20 protein-coding genes are annotated in these 20,223 nt (G+C 73.1%); 14 read left to right on the forward strand and 6 right to left on the reverse strand.

Annotated elements, in window-relative coordinates; genetic code table 11:
* Nucleotides 1-26: 26 nt before the first annotated feature.
* Entirely contained in the window at nt 27-1,199 is a 1,173-nt protein-coding gene (locus FHX73_RS15755; RefSeq protein WP_145908307.1) for a sensor histidine kinase, read from the reverse strand.
* A 130-nt stretch (nt 1,200-1,329) separates the two neighbouring features.
* On the opposite strand from FHX73_RS15755, the gene FHX73_RS15760 reads away from it, so the two are divergent.
* Together FHX73_RS15760 and FHX73_RS15765 are read left to right on the forward strand one after the other, a co-directional pair.
* Entirely contained in the window at nt 1,330-2,337 is a 1,008-nt protein-coding gene (locus FHX73_RS15760; protein WP_145905613.1) for an SAM-dependent methyltransferase, read from the forward strand.
* A 5-nt stretch (nt 2,338-2,342) separates the two neighbouring features.
* Nucleotides 2,343-3,491 carry an NADH-quinone oxidoreductase subunit D gene (locus FHX73_RS15765; RefSeq protein WP_145908308.1) on the forward strand — a complete coding sequence of 383 codons (1,149 nt, stop codon included), beginning with the start codon at nt 2,343-2,345 and terminating at the stop codon, nt 3,489-3,491.
* Nucleotides 3,492-3,497: 6 nt separating this feature from the next.
* Here FHX73_RS15765 and FHX73_RS15770 read toward each other — a convergent pair whose 3' ends face one another.
* Nucleotides 3,498-4,358 carry a DUF3109 family protein gene (locus FHX73_RS15770; RefSeq protein WP_246213550.1) on the reverse strand — a complete coding sequence of 287 codons (861 nt, stop codon included), beginning with the start codon at nt 4,356-4,358 and terminating at the stop codon, nt 3,498-3,500.
* Between the two features lie 47 nt (nt 4,359-4,405).
* A complete protein-coding gene (locus FHX73_RS15775; RefSeq protein WP_145905614.1) occupies nt 4,406-5,161 on the reverse strand; it encodes an alpha/beta fold hydrolase in 756 nt (251 codons plus the stop codon).
* A 131-nt stretch (nt 5,162-5,292) separates the two neighbouring features.
* Between FHX73_RS15775 and FHX73_RS15780 the strand changes: the two genes are divergently transcribed.
* The 5 genes from FHX73_RS15780 to FHX73_RS15800 all read left to right on the forward strand — a co-directional run bounded on the left by FHX73_RS15780 (nt 5,293) and on the right by FHX73_RS15800 (nt 10,423).
* Entirely contained in the window at nt 5,293-6,228 is a 936-nt protein-coding gene (locus FHX73_RS15780; RefSeq protein ID WP_145905615.1) for a Ppx/GppA family phosphatase, read from the forward strand.
* Nucleotides 6,229-6,359: 131 nt separating this feature from the next.
* Complete coding sequence (locus tag FHX73_RS15785) at nt 6,360-7,163, forward strand: sugar phosphate isomerase/epimerase family protein (protein WP_145908310.1); 804 nt, start codon at nt 6,360-6,362, stop codon at nt 7,161-7,163.
* Between the two features lie 32 nt (nt 7,164-7,195).
* Complete coding sequence (locus FHX73_RS15790; RefSeq protein ID WP_145905616.1) at nt 7,196-7,957, forward strand: class I SAM-dependent methyltransferase; 762 nt, start codon at nt 7,196-7,198, stop codon at nt 7,955-7,957.
* A gap of 117 nt (nt 7,958-8,074) precedes the next feature.
* Entirely contained in the window at nt 8,075-9,919 is a 1,845-nt protein-coding gene (gene ilvD / locus FHX73_RS15795; RefSeq protein WP_145905617.1) for a dihydroxy-acid dehydratase, read from the forward strand.
* Between the two features lie 18 nt (nt 9,920-9,937).
* Nucleotides 9,938-10,423, forward strand: coding sequence for a hypothetical protein (locus FHX73_RS15800; protein ID WP_145905618.1), 486 nt, complete (start codon nt 9,938-9,940; stop codon nt 10,421-10,423).
* A gap of 3 nt (nt 10,424-10,426) precedes the next feature.
* On the opposite strand, the gene FHX73_RS15805 is transcribed toward FHX73_RS15800, so the two are convergent.
* Complete coding sequence (locus FHX73_RS15805; protein WP_145905619.1) at nt 10,427-11,710, reverse strand: SCO2583/SCO2584 N-terminal domain-containing protein; 1,284 nt, start codon at nt 11,708-11,710, stop codon at nt 10,427-10,429.
* A 103-nt stretch (nt 11,711-11,813) separates the two neighbouring features.
* Complete coding sequence (locus FHX73_RS15810; protein WP_145905620.1) at nt 11,814-12,260, reverse strand: hypothetical protein; 447 nt, start codon at nt 12,258-12,260, stop codon at nt 11,814-11,816.
* 238 nt (nt 12,261-12,498) lie between these two features.
* Here FHX73_RS15810 and proC point away from each other — a divergent pair, with 238 nt between their 5' ends.
* From proC to FHX73_RS15845, 7 genes are all read left to right on the forward strand, one after another.
* On the forward strand, nt 12,499-13,326 hold the full coding sequence (gene proC / locus FHX73_RS15815; protein WP_145905621.1) for a pyrroline-5-carboxylate reductase: 828 nt from the start codon (nt 12,499-12,501) through the stop codon (nt 13,324-13,326).
* A 143-nt stretch (nt 13,327-13,469) separates the two neighbouring features.
* On the forward strand, nt 13,470-14,699 hold the full coding sequence (locus FHX73_RS15820; protein WP_246213551.1) for an MFS transporter: 1,230 nt from the start codon (nt 13,470-13,472) through the stop codon (nt 14,697-14,699).
* A complete protein-coding gene (locus FHX73_RS15825) occupies nt 14,680-15,879 on the forward strand; it encodes an acetoin utilization protein AcuC (RefSeq protein WP_145905622.1) in 1,200 nt (399 codons plus the stop codon). The genes FHX73_RS15820 and FHX73_RS15825 overlap by 20 nt, the downstream gene beginning before the upstream one ends.
* A 212-nt stretch (nt 15,880-16,091) precedes the next feature.
* The gene (locus FHX73_RS15830) at nt 16,092-16,301 is read left to right on the forward strand and encodes a helix-turn-helix domain-containing protein (RefSeq protein WP_101381292.1); all 210 of its coding nucleotides are present in this window, start codon (nt 16,092-16,094) and stop codon (nt 16,299-16,301) included.
* A 122-nt stretch (nt 16,302-16,423) separates the two neighbouring features.
* Nucleotides 16,424-16,522 carry a 30S ribosomal protein bS22 gene (locus tag FHX73_RS15835; protein ID WP_003948845.1) on the forward strand — a complete coding sequence of 33 codons (99 nt, stop codon included), beginning with the start codon at nt 16,424-16,426 and terminating at the stop codon, nt 16,520-16,522.
* A 131-nt stretch (nt 16,523-16,653) separates the two neighbouring features.
* On the forward strand, nt 16,654-17,718 hold the full coding sequence (locus FHX73_RS15840) for an NAD-dependent epimerase/dehydratase family protein (protein WP_145905623.1): 1,065 nt from the start codon (nt 16,654-16,656) through the stop codon (nt 17,716-17,718).
* Nucleotides 17,719-17,725: 7 nt separating this feature from the next.
* On the forward strand, nt 17,726-18,745 hold the full coding sequence (locus FHX73_RS15845; RefSeq protein ID WP_145905624.1) for a lysophospholipid acyltransferase family protein: 1,020 nt from the start codon (nt 17,726-17,728) through the stop codon (nt 18,743-18,745).
* An 87-nt stretch (nt 18,746-18,832) separates the two neighbouring features.
* Here FHX73_RS15845 and FHX73_RS15850 read toward each other — a convergent pair whose 3' ends face one another.
* Complete coding sequence (locus tag FHX73_RS15850; protein ID WP_145905625.1) at nt 18,833-20,074, reverse strand: DUF5667 domain-containing protein; 1,242 nt, start codon at nt 20,072-20,074, stop codon at nt 18,833-18,835.
* Nucleotides 20,075-20,223 lie beyond the last annotated feature (149 nt).

Below are 20,223 nucleotides of genomic sequence, written 5' to 3' on the forward strand. Positions count from 1 at the left end.
CGTTCACTCCTGGGTCGGGGGGAGGGTCATCGGGCGGCCTTCAGCGGCAGTACGGCACGGATCCGGAAGCCGCCGCCGGGCCGCGGACCGGCGTCCAGGCTGCCGCTGACCATGCCGATCCGCTCCCGCATGCCGATCAGGCCGTGGCCCAGACCGTCGGTGCCCCCGTGGGCCAGCTGCTCGTCGGTGGAGCCGCGGCCGTCGTCCTCGATCAGCACGTTCAGGTCGCGGTCGCCGAAGTCCACCGCGACCTTGGCGCTCACGTTGGGACCGCCATGCTTGCGGACGTTGGTGAGAGCCTCCTGAACGATCCGGTAGACCGTCAGTTCGACGCCCCGGGGCAGCTCGCGCGGGGTGCCGGAGGTGCTGAACTCCACCGGCAGGCCGGCCGTGCGGACCTGTTCGAGGAGCTCGGGCAGCTCCTCCACGCCGGGCTGCGGCACGTACTCCTCGGTGGTGTCCGAGGTGCGCAGCACGCCGAGCAGCCGGCGCATCTCGACCAGCGCCTGCCGGCCGGTGGAGGCGATGGTGCCCAGCGCCTCCTTCGCCTGGCCCGGCGAGTTGTCCATCACGTAGGCGGCGCCGTCGGCCTGCACGATCATCACCGAGACGTTGTGCGCCACCACGTCGTGCAGCTCGCGGGCGATCCGGGCCCGCTCGGCGGCCACCGCCACCTTGGCCTGGGCGTCCCGCTCCCGCTCCAGCCGCTCGGCCCGGTCCTCCAGCTCGGTCAGGTAGGCCCGGCGGACCCGGGTCAGCCGGCCCCAGGCCCAGCAGAGGATGAAGGGGGTGGAGAGCAGCGCGGAGACGAAGACCTCCTGGGCCGAGCCGTGGCCGGCCCGGGCCGCCGGGTCGCTCTCCTGCTGATGCTGGATCAGCAGCGTCAGCGGGCCGGCGCAGAGGCCGCCGACCAGGGCCAGCCGGGAGACCCACTGGGCGCCGAACGCGGCGCCGGTGTAGACGAAGACCAGGTAGCCGATCGAGGAGGCCTCGGGCGAGATGCTCAGGCCGACCTGGAGCAGGCCGATCAGCAGGCCTCCGGTGACGGCGATCTGCGGGCGGCGCCGCCGGATCACCATCAGCACCGCGATCACCCCGGTGATGACCAGGTACCAAGCCCGGTGTGCCCCCTCGCTGCTGATGTTGGACACCAGCGAGAGGAAGACCACCAGGGCGGCCCAGGCTCCGTCCACCACCATCGGGTGTCCGCGGAGCCAGGCGTTGAGTCGATGCACATACCAAGCGTAGGCAGCCGAGGGGGGTCGTCCCGTCCACCGGGAGGGCGATCCGCGTCTCGTCCGCAGGTCGGAGGCGGGTACGGTCGCGGGCATGAGCTGGATGCGCTGGCGACCCGCCATGGAACGGGCCCTGTACGGGCCGCAGGGCGGGTTCTACCGCAGGCCGGAGGGCCCGGCGGGGCACTTCAGGACCTCGGTGCACGCCTCCACCCAGTACGCGCAGGCGGTCGGGCGCCTGCTCCTGGAGGTGGACGCGGCCCTCGGCCACCCGGAGGAGATCGCCCTGGTCGACATCGGGGCCGGGCGCGGCGAGCTGGTCGGGCGGCTGGCCGACCTGCTGCCCGGGCGACTGCGGGCCTGCGGGGTGGAGCTGGCGGAGCGGCCGGCCGACCTGCCGGCCGGGGTCCAGTGGTGCGAGCGGGTGCCCGAAGGGGCGGTCGGGCTGCTCTTCGCCAACGAGTGGCTGGACAACGTGCCGCTGGACCTCGCCGAGCGGGACGCGGCCGGGGTGCTGCGCTACCTGGAGGTGGACGGGGCGGGTCAGGAGCGGTTGGGGGAGCCGCTGGAGCCGGCCGACCTCGCCTGGGTGGAGCGCTGGTGGCCCTCGGACGGCGAGCCGGAGGGCGAGCGCGTCGAGATCGGGCGGCCGCGGGACGAGGCCTGGGCGGCGGCGGTCGGCCGGCTCGACCGTGGGCTCGCGGTGGCGGTGGACTACGCGCACCGGGCGTCGGACCGGCCGATCTTCGGCACCCTGACCGGCTTCCGGCGGGGCCGCGAGGTGCCCCCGGTGCCGGACGGCAGCTGCGACCTGACGGCCCATGTGGCGCTGGACTCGGTGGCGGTTCCCGGTATCCACAGCCTGTGGACGACGCAGCGGGAGGCGCTGCACGCGCTCGGCGTCTCCGGCACCCGGCCGCCGCTGGAGCTGGCCGGCCGCGACCCGGCCGGCTACCTGCGCGCGCTGGCCGCCGCCGGGGAGGCGGCCGAGCTCACCGCGAGCGCCGGCCTGGGCGGTTTCGGCTGGCTGCTGCAGGCCGTCCGGATGCCGGTACCGGAACTCCTGGCGGGGCTCGCGGGATGGCAGACTCTGGAGCCATGAGCGCTCTGAGGGAGACCACGGTCGGCGTCGGCGCCGGTGCCGAGAACACCGCGACCGACATGGTGCTGAACATCGGCCCGCAGCACCCGGCCACCCACGGCGTGCTGCGGCTGAAGCTGGTGCTGGACGGCGAACGGATCGTCAGCGCCGAGCCGATCATCGGCTACATGCACCGCGGCGCCGAGAAGCTCTTCGAGGCCCGGGACTACCGGCAGATCATCATGCTGGCGAACCGGCACGACTGGCTCTCCGCCTTCTCCAACGAACTCGGCGTGGTGCTCGCCGTCGAGCGGATGCTCGGCATGGAGGTGCCCGAGCGCGCCGTCTGGACCCGCACCCTGCTCGCCGAGCTCAACCGGGTGCTCAACCACCTGATGTTCATCGGCTCCTACCCGCTGGAGCTCGGCGGCATCACCCCGGTCTTCTACGCCTTCACCGCCCGCGAGGAGCTCCAGCACGTGCTGGAGGAGGCCAGCGGCGGCCGGATGCACTACATGTTCAACCGGGTCGGCGGCCTCAAGGAGGACCTGCCGGCCGGCTGGCTCGGCCGGGTCCGCGCCGCCGTCGCCGCCGTCCGCGCCCAGCTGCCGGTCTACCAGGACCTGGTGCTCGGCAACGAGATCTTCCGGGCCCGCACCGCCGGCGTCGGCGTGCTCTCGCCCGAGCACGTGCAGGCCTACGGCGTCACCGGCCCGATCGCCCGGGCCAGCGGGGTGGACTTCGACCTGCGCCGCGACGAGCCCTACCTGGCCTACGGCGAGCTGCGGGACGTGCTCTCCGTCGCGGTCCGCGAGGAGGGCGACTGCCTGGCCCGGTTCGAGTGCCTGCTGGAGCAGACCCAGAACTCGCTCGACCTCGCCGACGCCTGCCTGGACCGGGTGGCCGCCCTGGCGCCCGGCCCGGTGAACCTGCGGCTGCCCAAGGTGCTCAAGGCCCCCGAGGGCGAGACCTACGCGTGGACCGAGAACCCGCTCGGGGTGAACGGCTACTACCTGGTCTCGCGCGGCGACAAGACGCCGTGGCGGCTGAAGCTGCGCTCGGCGTCCTTCAACAACATCCAGGCGCTGACCGAGCTGCTGCCCGGCACGCTGGTGGCCGACATGGTCGCGATCCTCGGGTCGATGTTCTTCGTGGTCGGCGACATCGACAAGTAGGACCGGCTACTCCTTGTCGCCCTTGGCGTCCTTGTCGTCCTTCTTGCGCTTCTTCGGGTCGGCGGGGTGGGGCGCCAGCTTGCGGTCGCCCTTGCCGGCGATCCGCTGCTCGCACAGCTCGGCCAGCACCGCGTACGCCTGAGCACCCATCAGCTCGGTCAGCTCCGGCCGGTAGCTGACGTAGACCGGCTGGACGGCCTGGTGCGCCTCCGGGCTGCTGGTGCACCACCAGTGCAGGTCGTGGCCGCCCGGGCCCCAGCCGCGCCGGTCGTACTCGCCGATCGACACCTGGAGGTAGCGGGTGTCGTCCGGCCGGTCGATCCAGTCGTAGGTGCGGCGGATCGGCAGCTGCCAGCAGACGTCCGGCTTGGTCTCCAGCGGCTCCTTGCCCTCCTTGAGCGCCAGGGTGTGCAGCGCGCAGCCCTGGCCGCCGGGGAAGCCGGGGCCGTTGAGGAAGATGCAGGCGCCGTCGACCCGGCGGGTCTGCCGGTCGCCGTCCTCGTCGAGCATGGTGATGCCGCCGTCGATCTTGAGGCGGCCCTTCTTGTCGGTGCCCTCGGCGAAGTGCTGCCAGGTCTCGGGGGTGAGCCGGCGGGCGTGCTCGACCACCCGCTGCTCGTCGTCCTCGTCCGAGTAGTGCGCGCCCAGCGTGCAGCAGCCGTCCGACTCGCCGCGGCCCGGGCGGATGCCGTGGCAGCCCTGGCCGAAGATGCAGCCCCAGCGGGAGGTCAGCCAGGTCAGGTCGCAGCGGAACACCTGGTCGTCGTCGGTCGGGTCGGTGAACTCGACCCAGGCACGGGGGAAGTCGGCGCCGACCTCGGGGAGCGGCTTCTTGCGGGTGGGGGCGGGGATGTCGATGGCGGCCACCCGGCAAGGGTAGGGCAGCCGGGTGACCGAACGTGTCCGGGAGCGGGTCAGGCCGCCAAGAAGTCCTCCAACTCCTTCGCGAAGTGCACCGGGACCTCGTACATCGGGTAGTGCCCCGAGTTGGCCAGCTCGGTGAGCTCGGCGTTCGGGAAGAGCTCCAGCCAGGTGCGGCGCATCAGCTCGGCGGTCAGTGCCAGGTCGTGCTCGCCGGTGAAGACCTTGACCGGCAGCTCCAGCCCGGCCACCCCGGCGGAGACGTCCTGGCCCGCCCAGTCCTCGAAGTAGGCGGCGCAGGCGTCCACCCGGGAGGTGGCGGAGGAGCGGGCCACCATCCGGTCCAGCCAGACCGCCTTGGCCCGCTGCCCGGTCACCAGGTCGATGATCATCCGGCGGGCGGTGAAGTTCTGCGGTGCGGCCCGGAACAGCTGCCAGCCCTGCTCGTCCATCTCGTACACGCCGGCCGGCACCGGCGCCACCCCGACCAGCTTGCGCACCCGGTGCGGCGCCTCGGCCAGCACCCGCTGCGCCGCCTTGCCGCCCATCGAGTGGCCGACCAGCGAGAAGGTGTCCCAGCCCAGCTGGTCGGCCAGCGCCAGCGCGTCCTGGGCGATCTCGGCCAGGGTGAACTCGCCCGGCTCGGCCACCCGGTCGCCGTAGCCCCGGTAGTCGAGCATCGCGTAGGAGAAGGCGGAGCGGTCCAGGTAGTCGAGGAACGGACCCCAGCCCGAGGTGGTCCCGAACCAGTCGTGCAGGACGATGACCTTGTGCTCGCCCGCGCCGACGAGGCGGTGACTGATCGTCATGGTTGCTTGGCTCCAAGCGGTGAGGGTGGATCGACGGATGGTCAGCACCGCCCAGGCTGGCGCCACGACGATTCGATCAGCAATCGAACAGGCGGGATTTCCGCAGGTGCGGTGGCGTAGCGTGGTGCGTTATGCGACTCGGTGTCCTCGACGTAGGTTCCAACACGGTGCACTTCCTGGTGGTGGACGCCCACCCCGGTGCCGCGCCGCTGGCCGCCTACTCGCACAAGGCGGAGCTGCGCCTGGCCGAACTCCTGGACGAGCAGGGGGCGATCCGGGAGGACGGGATACGGCGGCTGATCGACCACATCGCCTCCTCGCTGCGGGTCGCCGAGGACAAGGGCGTGGTCGACCTGCTGCCGTTCGCCACCTCGGCCGTGCGGGAGGCCGCCAACGGCGAGGCGGTGCTGGAGCGGATCGAGCAGGAGACCGGGGTCGAGCTCCAGGTGCTCTCCGGGCAGGACGAGGCCCGGCTCACCTTCCTGGCCGTGCGCCGCTGGTTCGGCTGGTCCTCCGGCCGGCTGCTCGACCTGGACATCGGCGGCGGCTCGCTGGAGATCGCCTGCGGCATCGACGAGCAGCCGGACGCCGCCTTCTCGCTGCCGCTCGGCGCCGGCCGGCTCACCGTCGGCTGGCTGCCCGACGACCTGCCCGACCCGGAGCGGGTGCGCGAGCTGCGCCGGCACATCCGGGCCGAGATCGCCACGGTGGTCGGCGAGGTGGCCCGGCTGGGCCCGCCGGACCACGCGGTGGCCACCTCCAAGACCTTCAAGCAGCTGGCCCGGATGACCGGCGCCGCCCCCGCCGAGGCCGGCCCCCGGGTGCCGCGCAAGCTCGGCCGCAGCGGGCTGGCCGCCTGGGTGCCCCGGCTGGCCGCGATGACGGCGGCCGAGCGCTCGCGGATCCCCGGGGTCTCCGAGGGGCGCGCCAGACAGCTGCTGGCCGGCGCCCTGGTGGCGGACGCCGCGATGGACCTGTTCGGCCTGGAGGAGCTGGACATCTGTCCCTGGGCCCTGCGCGAGGGCATCATCCTGCGCCGCCTGGACTCGCTCGACCCCGCCCGCTAGCCCGTAACCTGAGGGACGTGGAAGAGCAGAGCGGACGGCCGCCGCGCCGCCGGGTCGGGCGGCGCAAGGAGCCGCGCAGGGACCCCCTGCTGCGCACCACCGACCGGCTGGTGCTGCCCCGCCACCCGGCGCTGCACATCCCGGACAACAAGATCGCCCTGTCCACCGCCTCGGTCTACCCGGACAACACCCGGATCGCCTTCGAGCTGGCCGCCCGGCTCGGCTACGACGGGGTCGAGGTGATGGTCTGGAACGACCCGGTCAGCCAGAGCCTGCCGGCCCTGCGCGAACTCTCCGAGCGCTACCGGGTGCCGATCCTGGCGGTGCACGCGCCCTGCCTGCTGATCACCCAGCGGGTGTGGACCACCGACCCGTGGACCAAGCTCAAGCGGGCCCGGGCGGCGGCCGAGAAGCTCGGCGCGGACACCGTGGTGGTGCACCCGCCGTTCCGCTGGCAGCGGCAGTACGCCAAGGAGTTCGTGCTCGGCATCGAGCGGATGGCGAACGAGACGCCGGTCCGGTTCGCGGTGGAGAACATGTACCCCTGGCGCTACAAGGACCGCGAGGTGCTGGCCTACGCGCCGGGCTGGGACGTCACCGAGGAGGCCTACCGGCACTTCACGGTGGACCTCTCGCACGTCGCCACCTCGCGGATCGACGCCTTCGAGATGGTCGACCGGATGGGCGACCGGCTGGCCCACGTGCACCTGGCCGACGGCTCCGGCTCCGGCAAGGACGAGCACCTGATCCCCGGCCGCGGCAAGCAGCCCTGCGCCGAACTGCTGGAGCGCCTGGCCCGCACCGGCTTCGACGGCCACGTGGTGCTGGAGGTCAACACCCGGCGGTCCGGCTCGCCCGCCGAGCGGGAGGCCGACCTCGCCGAGGCGCTCGCCTTCACCCGGCTGCACCTGGCCACGGGCTCGCGCGTACGCTGACCGTCAGGCGAGACGACCCGGGGAGCACGGACATGACGGACACTCAGCACCAGCACCACGCCGCCTCCTTCGGTGCCGTGGCCGCTGACTACGACAAGGCCCGTCCCTCCTACCCGCCGGCGCTGTTCGAGGCGATCGAGCGGCTGGCCGGCCGCCCGCTGCGCGGCGCGGACGTGCTGGACGTGGGCGCCGGCACCGGCATCGCCACCCGGCTGCTGGCCGAGCGCGGCGCCCGGGTGATCGCGGTGGAGCCGAGCGCCGGGATGGCCGCCCAGCTGCACGCCGTCAGCCCGCAGATCCCGGTGGTCAAGGGCGTGGGCGACGAGCTGCCGTGCCACGACGCGAGCGCCGACCTGATCACCTACGCCCAGGCCTTCCACTGGACCGACCCGGCGAAGTCGCTCCCGGAGGCGCTGCGGGTGCTGCGGCCCGGCGGCGCGCTGGTGCTGTTCTGGAACCTGAAGGACCGTTCGGTCGAGTGGCTGGCCGAGCAGGAGCGCCGGCACGCGGCCGCGCTGCCCTCGTACCACTACTACGGGGTGATGAACGCCGTCACCGAGCCGCTGTCCCGCCACCCCTTCCGGGTGGTCAACGAGCGGCTGCGCTGGGAGCGCACCATCACGGTGGACGACGTGATCACCGACCTGCGCTCCAAGTCCTACTTCGCGGTGGCCGAGCCCGAGCTGCGCGAGCGGGTGCTGGCCGACGACCGGGAGTGGCTGACCGGCCTGTTCCCGGACGGCCGGGTGGTCGAGCCGTACACCGTGGACGTCACGGTCGCCGTCAAGCAGTGACGGGACCGTGTTCGATCGGGAGCTGTGGCTGATCGGGATGTGGACAGTGCGTCCGTTCCCCGGGACGGCGGCGTAGGCTCGGCAGACACCAGCCGCCCTGAGGGAGTGGAGAAGGCAGTGCCCGAGCTGAAGTCCCGTACGGTCACCCACGGTCGCAACATGGCGGGCGCCCGCGCGCTTCTGCGCGCCGCCGGCGTAGCCCGCGAGGACTTCGGCAAGCCGATCATCGCGGTGGCCAACTCCTTCACCGAGTTCGTCCCCGGCCACACCCACCTGCAGCCGGTCGGCCGGATCGTCTCCGAGGCGATCAAGCAGGCGGGCGGCATCCCGCGCGAGTTCAACACCATCGCGGTGGACGACGGCATCGCGATGGGCCACAGCGGCATGCTCTACTCGCTGCCCTCGCGCGACCTGATCGCCGACAGCGTCGAGTACATGGTCAACGCGCACTGCGCGGACGCGCTGATCTGCATCTCCAACTGCGACAAGATCACCCCCGGCATGCTGATGGCCGCGCTGCGCCTCAACATCCCGGTGGTCTTCGTCTCCGGCGGCCCGATGGAGGCCGGCAAGGCCACCCTGGTCGACGGCACGGTCCGCCGGCTGGACCTGATCAACGCGATCTCCGACGCGGTCAACGAGAACGTCTCCGACGCCGACATCGCGATCATCGAGGAGAACGCCTGCCCGACCTGCGGCTCCTGCTCCGGCATGTTCACCGCCAACTCGATGAACTGCCTGACCGAGGCGATCGGCCTCTCGCTGCCCGGCAACGGCTCGGTGCTGGCCACCCACACCGCCCGCAAGGCGCTCTACGAGAACGCCGGCCGGACCGTGGTCGAGATCACCAAGCGGTACTACGAGCAGGACGACGAGTCGGTGCTGCCGCGCAACGTCGCCACCCGCGCCGCGTTCGAGAACGCGATGGCGCTGGACATCGCGATGGGCGGCTCGACCAACACGATCCTGCACCTGCTCGCCGCCGCCCAGGAGGCCGAGCTGGACTTCGACATGCGGGTGATCGACGGCATCTCGCGCAAGGTCCCGTGCCTGAGCAAGGTCGCGCCGAACGGCAGCTACTACATGGAGGACGTCCACCGGGCCGGCGGCATCCCCGCCATCCTGGGCGAGCTCTACCGCGGCGGCCTGCTCAACGAGGACGTGCACACGGTGCACGCCGACTCGCTGGCCGAGTGGCTGAAGACCTGGGACATCCGCGGCGGCTCGCCCTCCCCGGAGGCGGTCGAGCTGTTCCACGCCGCCCCCGGCTGCGTGCGCAGCGCCGAGGCCTTCTCGCAGTCCGAGCGCTGGGAGTCGCTGGACACCGACGCGGCCGGCGGCTGCATCCGCAGCGTGGCCCACGCCTACTCGGTCGAGGGCGGCCTGGCCGTGCTCTACGGCAACCTGGCCGAGGACGGCTGCATCGTGAAGACCGCCGGGGTCGACGAGTCGATCTGGACCTTCTCCGGCCCGGCCGTCGTCGTCGAGTCGCAGGAGGACGCGGTGGACGCGATCCTCGCCAAGCGGGTCAAGGAGGGCGACGTGGTGGTCATCCGCTACGAGGGCCCCAAGGGCGGCCCGGGCATGCAGGAGATGCTCTACCCGACCTCCTTCCTCAAGGGCCGCGGCCTCGGCAAGGCCTGCGCGCTGATCACCGACGGCCGGTTCTCCGGCGGCACCTCCGGCCTGTCCATCGGCCACGTCTCCCCGGAGGCGGCCTCCGGCGGCACCATCGCGCTGGTCGAGGACGGCGACGTCATCTCGATCGACATCCCCGGCCGCTCGGTCAACCTGGAGGTCTCCTTCGAGGAGCTGCACGAGCGCCGGCTGCGGCTGGAGGAGAGCGGCGGCTACCGCCCCGCGCACCGCGACCGCCAGGTCAGCCAGGCGCTCAAGGCCTACGCCGCGATGGCCACCTCCGCCGACAAGGGCGCGGTGCGGGACGTCAGCAAGCTGGGCTGAGCCCGTTACCCTGCACAGGTGAGCGAAGAGACCACCCCCGCACCGCAGCCCGTCCGCTTCTTCGGCACCACCTGGGTGGACCGCGGCGGCGCGTACTGGCTGCGGCGGGTCGCGGTCTCGCTCGGGGCCCTGGCCGCCACGGCGGCCGGGGCCCTGGTGCTGCGCTTCGCGGTCAGCGGGGTGCAGCTGTCCAAGTCCGGCTCGATGGTCAACGTGCTGCTGGTCGGGGCGATCGCGCTCTGCACCTTCCTGGCCGGGCTGCGCACCTGGAAACTGCTCAGCGAGGGCCGGGACGCGCTGACCGGCTGGATGGCCGAGGACAAGTCGCTCGGCGCGGTCTGGCTGATCGGCTGCGTCGGCGCGGCCGCCGCCTACTTCTTCCGCAGCCTGGTCGAGGCCCCCGGCGAGGCCGTCCAGCGCGCCGCTTGGGAACGCGCGACCGCCCGGGCCGCGAAGCTCAGCGCGACGCGGTCCGGGCGGCCGGGGAAGCGGAAGAAGAAGTAGCGGTCAGCTGCGGGAGATGGTGCCGCAGCCGGGCCCGCCGGTGTCCTCCGGGATCGGCTTGCTGCGGTCGTAGGGATCGACCGGCGAGCCGCTCGCGGACGGACCCGGGCCGCTCTCGCCGGAGGCGTCCGGGAACTCCGGCTCCAGCCACCCGTCGTCGGAGTCGCAGTAGTTGTTGTCCCGGGTGCCGAGCCACTTCGACAGTGAGATCTTCCCGTCCTCGACCACGTACTTGTCCGGGTCGCGGAATTCGTAGTCGGCCTCCCGGCGGACGATCTCCCGGGTGATCAGGGCGAACGGGTCGAGCTGGGCGAGGGCGACCGACTGGGAGTTGCTGCTTGGGCTTGCACCGTGCAGCGGCTTGAACTTGTCGGGGCCCGGTGCCAGGGCGTAGACGAATGTGTAGTCGACGTGCACGACCATGCCCTTCTCGCCGTCGCTCTCGAAGGTCATCCGACCCTGCAGGTGCACGTCGTTGGTGGCCGGGACCGCAGTGCGGGGGTTGAACCGGCTGAACAGGTTGGTCGGGTTGTGCTCCGTGGAAGGGCTGTCGAGCTCCTGCTCCGCCACCTTGCGGCTGGAGGGGTTCAGGAGGGCGAGTGCCGCGTCCGGCCGGCCACCGGCCAGCACCGCGGGGTCGATGCTCGACTCCACCAGGAACTGCTTGACCACCTGCAGCTGGGCGGCGACCTGATCGGCACTGAACACCCCGACGGCCTGTGCCGGCGGAGGTTGGATCGCGTCCGCCCCGACCGGCCAGCTCTCCGCCGGCGAGCCGATCCACGGGTGCGCCACGGTCGGCGTCTCGGGGATGTCCTGGCTGGGCGGTGCCGCCGTCGGCTGGGCCGTCTCCGGCGCCTGGGTGACCACCGGCTTCGCCGGGGCCACCGCGTCGGCGCCCTGCCCGCCGCCGAAGTTGCGCGTGTACCAGTCGTGCAGCCCGTTGACGTTCAGCCCGGCCAGCACCACGGCGACCGCCAGCACCACGAACACCGGCCCCTGCCAGTTGACCTTCCGGCTGCGCGGCTTGTTGCCCCACGGGTCGAGCCGCACGGCCTTGCGGCCGAACCGGCGGCGGCCGATCTCGGCGGTCGGCCGCGGCTGCTGGTCGCGGTGCGGCACGGGCTCGGGCGGGTTCTTCTTCCACCGCGCGGTGAGCATCCGGGTGCGGCCGGACTGTTCCTTGACGGTGGCGCCCTTGACGAACTCCTCGTCCAGCACGAGGTTCTCGAACGGGTCCGGCTCCTCGCCGGACGGGCGGGGCTCGGGATCTTCGGTTATCGGCACGCGCACAGTATGGGGGGACCTGGGGACACGCCGAGCACCGGGCGGGGGTCGAGTATCCGTCCGGTGCGCGTTCTGTGGTGATTCATCCTCAGCTGACCACCGGTCAGCCCTTCCTCGCCGCCTTCACCGAGCCGACCACCCCGGCGACCAGCAGGAGCAGCCCGGCCGGCAGCAGCGAGGCGAAGACCGCGCCGATCACCCCCCAGTCGCCCAGGAAGGTCAGCGCCAGGGTGCTCAGCACCAGCAGCGCGCCGGTGGCGGGCACCGCCGCCTGCCAGGGGTGCGCGTCGGCCCAGCGGCGCAGCCGGCGGTCACCGGTGTCCCGGCGCAGCTGCCCGCCGACGGTGCCGACCAGGAAGAAGAAGAAAAGTGCCCACTCGGCCGGTCCGGCCAGGATCGAGGTGGACCAGTGCCCGCTGATCAGGTCCACACCCAGGGTGACGCCGCCCACCACCGCACCCACGGCCGCGGCGGTGCGCCACGGGCCGGTGGAGGCGGAGGCGACGGCCAGTTGGCGGTTCTCGCGTCGTGACAGATCCTCGTGTCCCATGCCTCCACGGTGCTCCTCGGAACGCCCGCGGGCCAGCACCGCCGCCCCGGAACTTTCTCCGGGCGAGCCCCTACGGGTCGGCCCCGCCGGGCGGGCACCGGCGCGTCCGTCCGCCCGTCCGTCCGGGCGGCTGTCCGACCGCTGGACGGCTCCCGGGCCGGGGCGGCCGGCGGTGCGAGGATGATCGGCAGTACCGTCGCGGTGAGCAAGGTGAGCAAGGTGAGCAAGGAGCCAGGCCATGAGCAGCAGCGCCGTCCACCCCCAGCGGATCGCCTTCCTCGGCACCGGCAAGATCGGCGAGGCGCTGCTCTCCGGACTGCTGCGGGCCGGCAAGCGCCCGGCCGATGTGCTGGTCACCGCCCGCCGCGCGGACCGGGCCGCCGAGCTGGCCGAGCGCTACGGCGTGGCGGCGGTCTCCAACCGGGAGGCGGCCGCGCTCGCCGACACCCTGATCCTGGCCGTCAAGCCGCAGGACATGGGCGCCCTGATGGAGGAGCTGGCCCCGCACCTGACCCCGGGTCGGCTGGTCATCTCGGCCGCCGCCGGCATCCCGACCCGCTGGTTCGAGGCCCGGCTGCCGGCCGGCACCCCGGTGGTCCGGGTGATGCCCAACACGCCGGTGCTGGTGGACGAGGGGATGAGCGTGATCTCCGGCGGCTCGCACGCCACCGAGGAGCACCTGCTGCGCACCGAGGAGATCTTCCGCTCGGTGGGCAAGGCGCTGCGGCTGCCGGAGTCCCAGCAGGACGCGGCGACCGCGCTCTCCGGCTCCGGGCCGGCCTACTTCTACTACCTGGTGGAGGCGATGACCGACGCCGGCATCCTGCTCGGCCTGCCCCGCCAGGTGGCGCACGACCTGATCGTGCAGTCGGCGATCGGCGCCTCGGTGATGCTGCGGGACTCCGGCGAGCACCCGGTGAAGCTGCGCGAGGCGGTCACCTCGCCGGCCGGCACCACCATCTCGGCGATCCGGGAGCTGGAGAACCACGGGGTGCGGGCCGCGCTGCTGGGTGCGCTGGAGGCGGCCCGGGACCGCTCCCGGGAGCTGGCCTCCGGCGGCAAGTAGCGCGGGAAGTGAGCCCGGCTCAGATACCGCTGTCCAGGCCCTCCCCAAAGCGGCCGCCACCCCCTACGCTCACGCCAATGTCTTCTACCGGCCGGTAGCCGACGGTGTCGGCCGCCGCGCCCACGGTGAGGGAGGTGCCGGCGGTGAGCGAGACCCGTACCACGTCCCCGGACACGGCGGCCGGCACGACCGACCGGCTGCGCCGGGCCCGGTCCGCCCTGTTGGCCAGCTTCCTGCTGCAAGGCGTCACCTTCGCCCTGCTGGTCACCCGGATCCCCGGCATCCAGCACCAGTACGGCCTCAGCGACGGCGAGTTGACGGTCTTCCTGGCCGCCGTGCCGATCCTCGCCGGGGTCGGCTCGATCACCTCCGAGCAACTGGTCAAGCGGACCTCCGCGCGCGGCGTGCTGCGGGTGGTCCAGCCGGCCGTCTGCCTGACCCTGGTCGGGGTGGCGCTCGGGCACGCGCTGTGGAGCCTGGGCCTGGCGCTGGCCGCCTTCGGGCTGCTGGTCGGCGCGCTGGACGCCTCGATGAACATGCTCGGGGTCGGGCTCCAGCACCGCTACGGCCGCTCGATCATGATCGGCTTCCACGCCGCGTTCAGCCTCGGTGCGATCATCGGCTCGGCGCTGGCCGGAGTGGGCGCGCACGCCCGGCTGATCGTGCTGTTCGGCTCGGTCGCCGCGGTGCTGGTGCCGGCCGCGCTGGTGGTGGGCCGGTTCCTGGCCGGGCCGGCCGAGCTCGGCAGCGCGGTGCAGGAGGCCGCCGCCGCGGCCGCCCGGTCGATCCCGTGGCGCCCGCTGCTGCCGCTGTGCGCCGCGATGGCCTTCGCCTACATCGCCGACTCCTCGGTCTCCAACTGGAGCGCCAAGTACCTCACCGGCACCCTGCACGGCGGCGACACCCTGGGCCCCTTCGGCTACGGGGGCTACATGGTGGCGATGCTGGCCGGCCGGCTGCTCGGGGACCGCGCGGTGCAGCGGTTCGGCGCCGTGCCGGTGGTGCGCACCGGCGCGGCGGTGGCCTCGCTGGGCTTCCTGATCGCCGCGCTGGCCCCGGGGGTGTGGGTCGGCATCGCCGGCTTCACGGTGCTCGGGGCCGGCATCTGCGCGATCATCCCGCAGGTCTTCGCGGCCGGCGGCCGGCTCTTCCCGGACGACTCGGACGCTGCGGTGGCCCGGCTCAACCTCTTCAACTACGTGGGTTTCCTGGTCGGTTCGCCGCTGGTCGGGGCGATCGCCGGGGCCGGCTCGTACCGCTGGGCGCTGGGCGCGCCGCTGCTGCTGGTGCTCGCCGTGCTGCCGCTCGGCAGGCACTTCGCACCCGCCCGACACCAGCCACTACCGTTGGAGCATGCCGCACACCCAGCCTGACCGGTCCTGCCAGCTGAGCCTGTTCTGGGACGAAGCCGAAACCGCCTACCGGTTCAGCGACCGGCACCCGATGGACCCGGTGCGGCTCTCGCTCACCATGCGGCTGGTCGAGTCCTTCGGCCTGGCCACCGCGCCCGGCGTCACGGTGACGGCCGCCCCGCCGGCCGGCGACTCCACGCTGGCCCTGGTGCACCGCCCCGATTACCTGGCCGCGGTCCGCCGGGCCGCCGCCGACCCCGCCCTGGTGGACGAGGAGCACGGCCTGGGCACCGAGGACAACCCGGTCTTCCCGGAGATCCACAGCGCCTCCGCGCTGATCGCCGGCCAGTCGGTGGCCGCCGCCGAGGCGGTCTGGCGCGGCGGGGCCCGGCACGCCGTCAACTTCGCCGGCGGGCTGCACCACGCGATGCCGGAGCGGGCCTCCGGCTTCTGCGTCTACAACGACCCGGCGCTGGCGATCGCCCGGCTGCTGGAGCTGGGCGCTGAGCGGGTGGCCTACGTGGACGTCGACGTGCACCACGGGGACGGCGTGCAGCGGGCGTTCTGGAACGACCCCCGGGTGCTCACCGTCTCGCTGCACGAGCACCCCAGCACGCTCTTCCCGCAGACCGGCTGGGCCACCGAGACCGGCGGCCCCGAGGCGCCGGGCCTGGCCGCCAACCTGCCGCTGCCGGCCGGCACCTCGGACGCCGGCTGGCTGCGCGCCTTCCACGCCCTGGTGCCGGAGCTGCTGGCCGCCTTCAAGCCGCAGGTGATCGTCAGCCAGCACGGCGCCGACACCCACCTGGAGGACCCGCTGGCCCACCTGCTGGTCACCGTGGACGCCCAGCGCGAGGTCGCCCGGAGCCTGCACGAACTCGCCCACCAGCACTGCGAGGGCCGCTGGGTGGCGCTCGGCGGGGGCGGCTACGCGGTGGTCGACGTGGTCCCGCGCAGCTGGACCCACCTGGTGGCGATCGCCGCCGGCCGCCCGATCGAGCCGACCACCGAGACCCCCGAGGACTGGCGGGCCGAGGTCTACCGGCGCACCCGGCAGGGCGCCCCCCTGCGGATGACCGACGGTGCGGACGCCGGCTACCGGGACTTCGCCGAGCACGGCTACGACCCCGCCGACCGGCTGGACCAGGCGATCCTGGCCGCCCGCCGGGCGGTCTTCCCGCAGCACGGCCTGCTGCCCTAACCTCGATCGTGGTACGCAGCGCAGCCACTCTGCTACGTACCGCGCCGATGGGCTACGTACTGCAACGGTCTTATCTCTGACCGTACAAGCAGTCCGCATCTCCCCCTTCCCACCCGTACCACCCGCAACTACTCTGGGGATACGCGTGTGTCGGTCGAGTCACCGGAGGGGAAGCCGGTGCCTTGCACACGGACAAAGGGTCGGGTGAGGTCATGAGTTCCGGCGAACGCCCCCTGCAAGAGGTCAACTTCCTGACCGTGGCGGAAGTCGCCTCGGTCATGAGGGTGTCCAAGATGACGGTCTACCGGTTGGTGCACTCCCAGGAGCTGCCCGCGATCCGGGTCGGCCGCTCCTTCCGAGTGCCCGAACAGGCGGTCCACGACTACCTCAAGGACTCCTACGTCGGGCGACAGAGTGCCTGATCAGCCGTGTTGGTCGGTCCCGATTTAAGCGGAGCCCGGACCAGACGGTAGGCTAGGCCCTCCGTCAAACGTATGGACTCCGTCTCTCACGGGCGGAAGTCTCAGTGAGCGAGGGTTGTTCCGTGGGCTCTGTCATCAAGAAGCGTCGCAAGCGTATGGCCAAGAAGAAGCACCGCAAGCTTCTGAAGCGGACCCGCGTTCAGCGTCGCAACAAGAAGTAACACCTACGGAGCTCGCTCCAGGTGCACAGCTGCCCGTCCCGGCCGGAAACGGTCCGGGGCGGGCAGCGCTCGTTTCCGGCCGGGGACGCGGTACGGTGCAGGCACACGGCGGCGCGGAGGGTGGCGGACAAGTGGGCACAGTGGTGCTGGTCACCGGGGTGGCCCGGCCGCTCGGCGCCCGGTTCGCCGAGCGGATCCGCCGCGAGCCCGGGGTGGAGCTGGTGGTCGGCGTCGACGTGCGGCCGCCGCGGGCGCCCGGGCCGGGGCCGGCCGGGGACCGCACCCCCTGCGCGCCCTACGTCTTCGCGCCCGTCGACCTGCGCCGCCCGGCGATCGCCCGGGTGCTGGCCGAGCACGGCGTCGACACCGTGGTGCACCTGAACGTCAGCGCCACCAACCCCGGCGCCGCGGGCCGTTCCGCGGTCAAGGAGATCAACGTCATCGGCAGCATGCAGCTGCTCGGGGCCTGCCAGCAGTCCGCACTGGTGCGCCGGCTGGTGGTGAAGTCGACCACCGGCGTCTACGGCTCGACCCCGCGCGACCCGGCCGTGTTCGCCGAGCGCACCCCGCCCAAGACCCTGCCGGCCGACGGCTTCGCCAAGGACGCCGCCGAGATCGAGGGCTACGTGCGCGGCTTCGCCCGCCGCCGCCCCGACGTCGCGGTCACCGTGCTGCGGTTCGCCAACCTGGTCGGCCCCGGCGCCGACACCCCGCTGGCCGCCTACTTCGCGCTGCCGGTGCTGCCGACCGCGCTCGGCCACGACCCCCGGCTGCAGTTCGTGCACGAGGACGACGCGGTCGAGGTGCTCCGGCTGGCCGCCCTGGACCAGCCCACCCCGGCGGACCGCAGCGGCACCTTCAACGTGGCCGGAGACGGGGTGCTGCTGCTCTCCCAGTGCGCCCGCCGGCTCGGCCGCCCGACCCTGCCGGTGCTCAGCCCGGCGCTCGGCTGGGCCGCCGCGCTGGCCCGGCGGACCAGGGCCATCGACTTCGCGCCGGAACAGGTCGGCCTGCTCACCCACGGCCGGGTGGTGGACACCACGGCGCTGCGCGAGGTGTTCGGCTACCGACCGGCCTACGACACGCCGCAGGCCTTCGCCGACTTCGCCGCCGGACAGCGCGGCGCACTGCTGCCACCGGAACGGCTGGCCGCGGCCGCCGACCGGCTGGCCACCCTGCTGAGCAAGAGGAGCTGAGGCCGCCATGACCGCTGCCCGCGACCCGCTGGGCGACCAGGCCAAGGTGATCCCGATCGAATCGGCACCGAGCTGGAACGGCCGCACCGGCGCCGGCCTGGGCGACCGGCTGGCCGACTCGCTGGGTCACGCGTTGGGTGCGCTGCTGGCCGGCCGCACCGGTGCGGCCGCCGACTCGCTGCTCGGCAAGGGCTGGGACGAGAAGGCCGCCGCCGGACTGGCCTTCATGCGCCGCCGGTTGACCGGCGACTACGAGGTGGACGAGTTCGGCTTCGACGAGGAGCTGACCGAGGAGGTCTTCCTCACCGCGCTGCGCCCGCTGGCCGAGAAGTACTTCCGGGTCGAGGTGCGCGGGGCCGAGAACCTGCCGGTGGACGGCGGGGTGCTGGTGGTGGCCAACCACTCCGGGGTGGTGCCGCTGGACGCGCTGATGACCCAGGTGGCGATCCACGACCACACCCCGGGGCAGCGGCACCTGCGGATGCTCGCCGCCGACCTGGTCTTCGAGCTGCCGGTGGTCGGCGAACTCGCCCGCAAGGCCGGGCACACGCTGGCCTGCAACGAGGACGCCCAGGCGCTGCTGGAGCGCGGCGAGGTGGTCGGGGTCTGGCCGGAGGGCTACAAGGGGATCGGCAAGCCGTTCTCCGAGCGCTACAAGCTGCAGCGGTTCGGCCGGGGCGGGTTCGTCGCCTCGGCGCTGCGGGCCCGGGTGCCGATCGTGCCGTGCTCGATCGTCGGGGCCGAGGAGACCTACCCGATGCTGGGCAACGCCAGGACGCTGGCCCGGCTGCTCGGCCTGCCCTACCTGCCGATCACCCCGACCTTCCCGTGGCTGGGGCCGCTGGGCGCGATCCCGCTGCCGACCAAGTGGACCATCCAGTTCGGCGAGCCGATCGCCACCGACCGGTACGCGCCGGAGGCGGCGGACGACCCGATGCTGGTCTTCAACCTGACCGACGAGGTGCGCGAGACCATCCAGCACACCCTCTACCGGCTGCTGGTGGAGCGCCGGTCGGTCTTCTTCTGACGCTCCTCCCGGAGCCCGTCCATCATCGGTTGATGACCCGTCGGTTGATGGCCCGTCGGCTCCGACGGGCCATCAACCGACGCGGGATCAGTTGCCGTCGAGCCCGAGGCCCGGCAGCAGGCCGGGGATCAGCGGCGGCAGGTTGAGCCCGGAGTTCGGCGCACCGCTCTGCCCCGCGGTGGGCGAGGCGGGCGCCGGGGCCTGGCCGGCCTGGCCGTTCGACCCGTCCGCGCCACCGCCGGCGGCCGGCGCCGACGAGGCCGCACCGGCCTGGCCGTTCCCGGTGAGGCTGCCGGTGAGCCCGTTGACCAGACCGCCGACCGGGTTGCCGACGCCCTTGGCGGGCCCGGCGACGCCGTCCTGGCCGGGCGACTGGGTGCCCGTGCCGGGCCGGCCGGCCGGCTCGTCGGGGCTGCTCCGCGGGGTCTGCGCGGCGGGTTGGCCGCCGGTGGACGGGGAGTTGCCCGCGGCCGGGTCGGCGGAGCCGCTGTCGGTGGCGGACGGACCGGCCGGCTGGCCGGCCGGCGGCTCCAGGTGGAGCGGACCGACCTCCTCGTTCAGGTTGTCGAAGAGCTGGTCCACCTGGCCGGCCACCGGGGTCAGCTGGGTGGGCAACTTGGGCTGCAGGGCGGCCCAGTGGTCGTCCTGGGCCTCGGTGAAGGAGGCCAGCTTGCGCATCGGGTCGAGCGAGCCGTTGGCCCGGTAGACCGAGCGCAGCAGGTCGCGGCCGCGGGCCGCCTCGGCGTGCATGTCGCGCAGCGCGGAGCCGAGCCGGTTGACCGTCTCGGGGCTGAGCGGGCCGCTGCCGGAGCGGCCGACCAGGGTGCGGGCCTCGGCCAGCCGGGTGGAGGCCTGGTCCAGCAGCAGGGCGCCGCGCTCCTGGTCGTTGTCGGCCAGGTCCAGGCGCAGGCCTTCGAGTTGGCGCTTCATGCCGTACAGCGGGTCGCCGGGCAGGGCGCCGGAGCTGGCCGCGGCCACCCCGGCCAGGCTGCCCACCGTGACCCCGGCGATCATGCCGGTGATGGCGAACCGGCGGCCCCAGCGGCGCCGGGCCAGCCGGTCGATCCGCCGGTGCCGGTGCTCCCGCTGGCGCGGTACGGCGGCCAGGCCGCCCCCGCCGACGGTCTGCTCGAACGCGGCCAGCAACTGGGCGCGTTGCACCACCCGGACCTCGGCGTCCAGGCCGGGCACCGGGAGCGCGCTCAGCGCCCTTGCGGTGTCCAGGAGTTCACCCAGCGGCTCGCTGCTCGCGGCCGGTCCTGTCCGGTGGGCCTCCAGCGCCTCGGCGAAGGCCTTCGCCCGCCGGTGCTCCAGCACGTTTGCCGTCACGGGCCACACCTCCCTTCGTCGTTGTCGACTCCCCGGCCTGCCGGACGGTTGCCACGGCGGGCCAAATCCACTCCTTCGGGTGATGGATCGTGGCCCGTCTTGACCACGCCGCCCGAGGGGGTCTGCACGCTGGGCAACGAGTGGCGTCG

Source organism: Kitasatospora viridis (assembly GCF_007829815.1).
Lineage (GTDB): Bacteria > Actinomycetota > Actinomycetes > Streptomycetales > Streptomycetaceae > Kitasatospora > Kitasatospora viridis.

Excerpts from the sequence above, each read along its gene's own strand:
- FHX73_RS15780 (WP_145905615.1), top strand. The coding sequence starts at position 5,293 with ATGCGACTCGGTGTCCTCGACGTAGGTTCCAACACGGTGCACTTCCTG.
- FHX73_RS15810 (WP_145905620.1), bottom strand. The coding sequence starts at position 12,260 with ATGGGACACGAGGATCTGTCACGACGCGAGAACCGCCAACTGGCCGTC.
- FHX73_RS15845 (WP_145905624.1), top strand. The coding sequence starts at position 17,726 with ATGACCGCTGCCCGCGACCCGCTGGGCGACCAGGCCAAGGTGATCCCG.
- FHX73_RS15755 (WP_145908307.1), bottom strand. The coding sequence starts at position 1,199 with ATGGTGGTGGACGGAGCCTGGGCCGCCCTGGTGGTCTTCCTCTCGCTG.
- FHX73_RS15830 (WP_101381292.1), top strand. The coding sequence starts at position 16,092 with ATGAGTTCCGGCGAACGCCCCCTGCAAGAGGTCAACTTCCTGACCGTG.
- FHX73_RS15825 (WP_145905622.1), top strand. The coding sequence starts at position 14,680 with ATGCCGCACACCCAGCCTGACCGGTCCTGCCAGCTGAGCCTGTTCTGG.
- FHX73_RS15760 (WP_145905613.1), top strand. The coding sequence starts at position 1,330 with ATGAGCTGGATGCGCTGGCGACCCGCCATGGAACGGGCCCTGTACGGG.
- FHX73_RS15790 (WP_145905616.1), top strand. The coding sequence starts at position 7,196 with ATGACGGACACTCAGCACCAGCACCACGCCGCCTCCTTCGGTGCCGTG.
- proC (WP_145905621.1), top strand. The coding sequence starts at position 12,499 with ATGAGCAGCAGCGCCGTCCACCCCCAGCGGATCGCCTTCCTCGGCACC.
- FHX73_RS15775 (WP_145905614.1), bottom strand. The coding sequence starts at position 5,161 with ATGACGATCAGTCACCGCCTCGTCGGCGCGGGCGAGCACAAGGTCATC.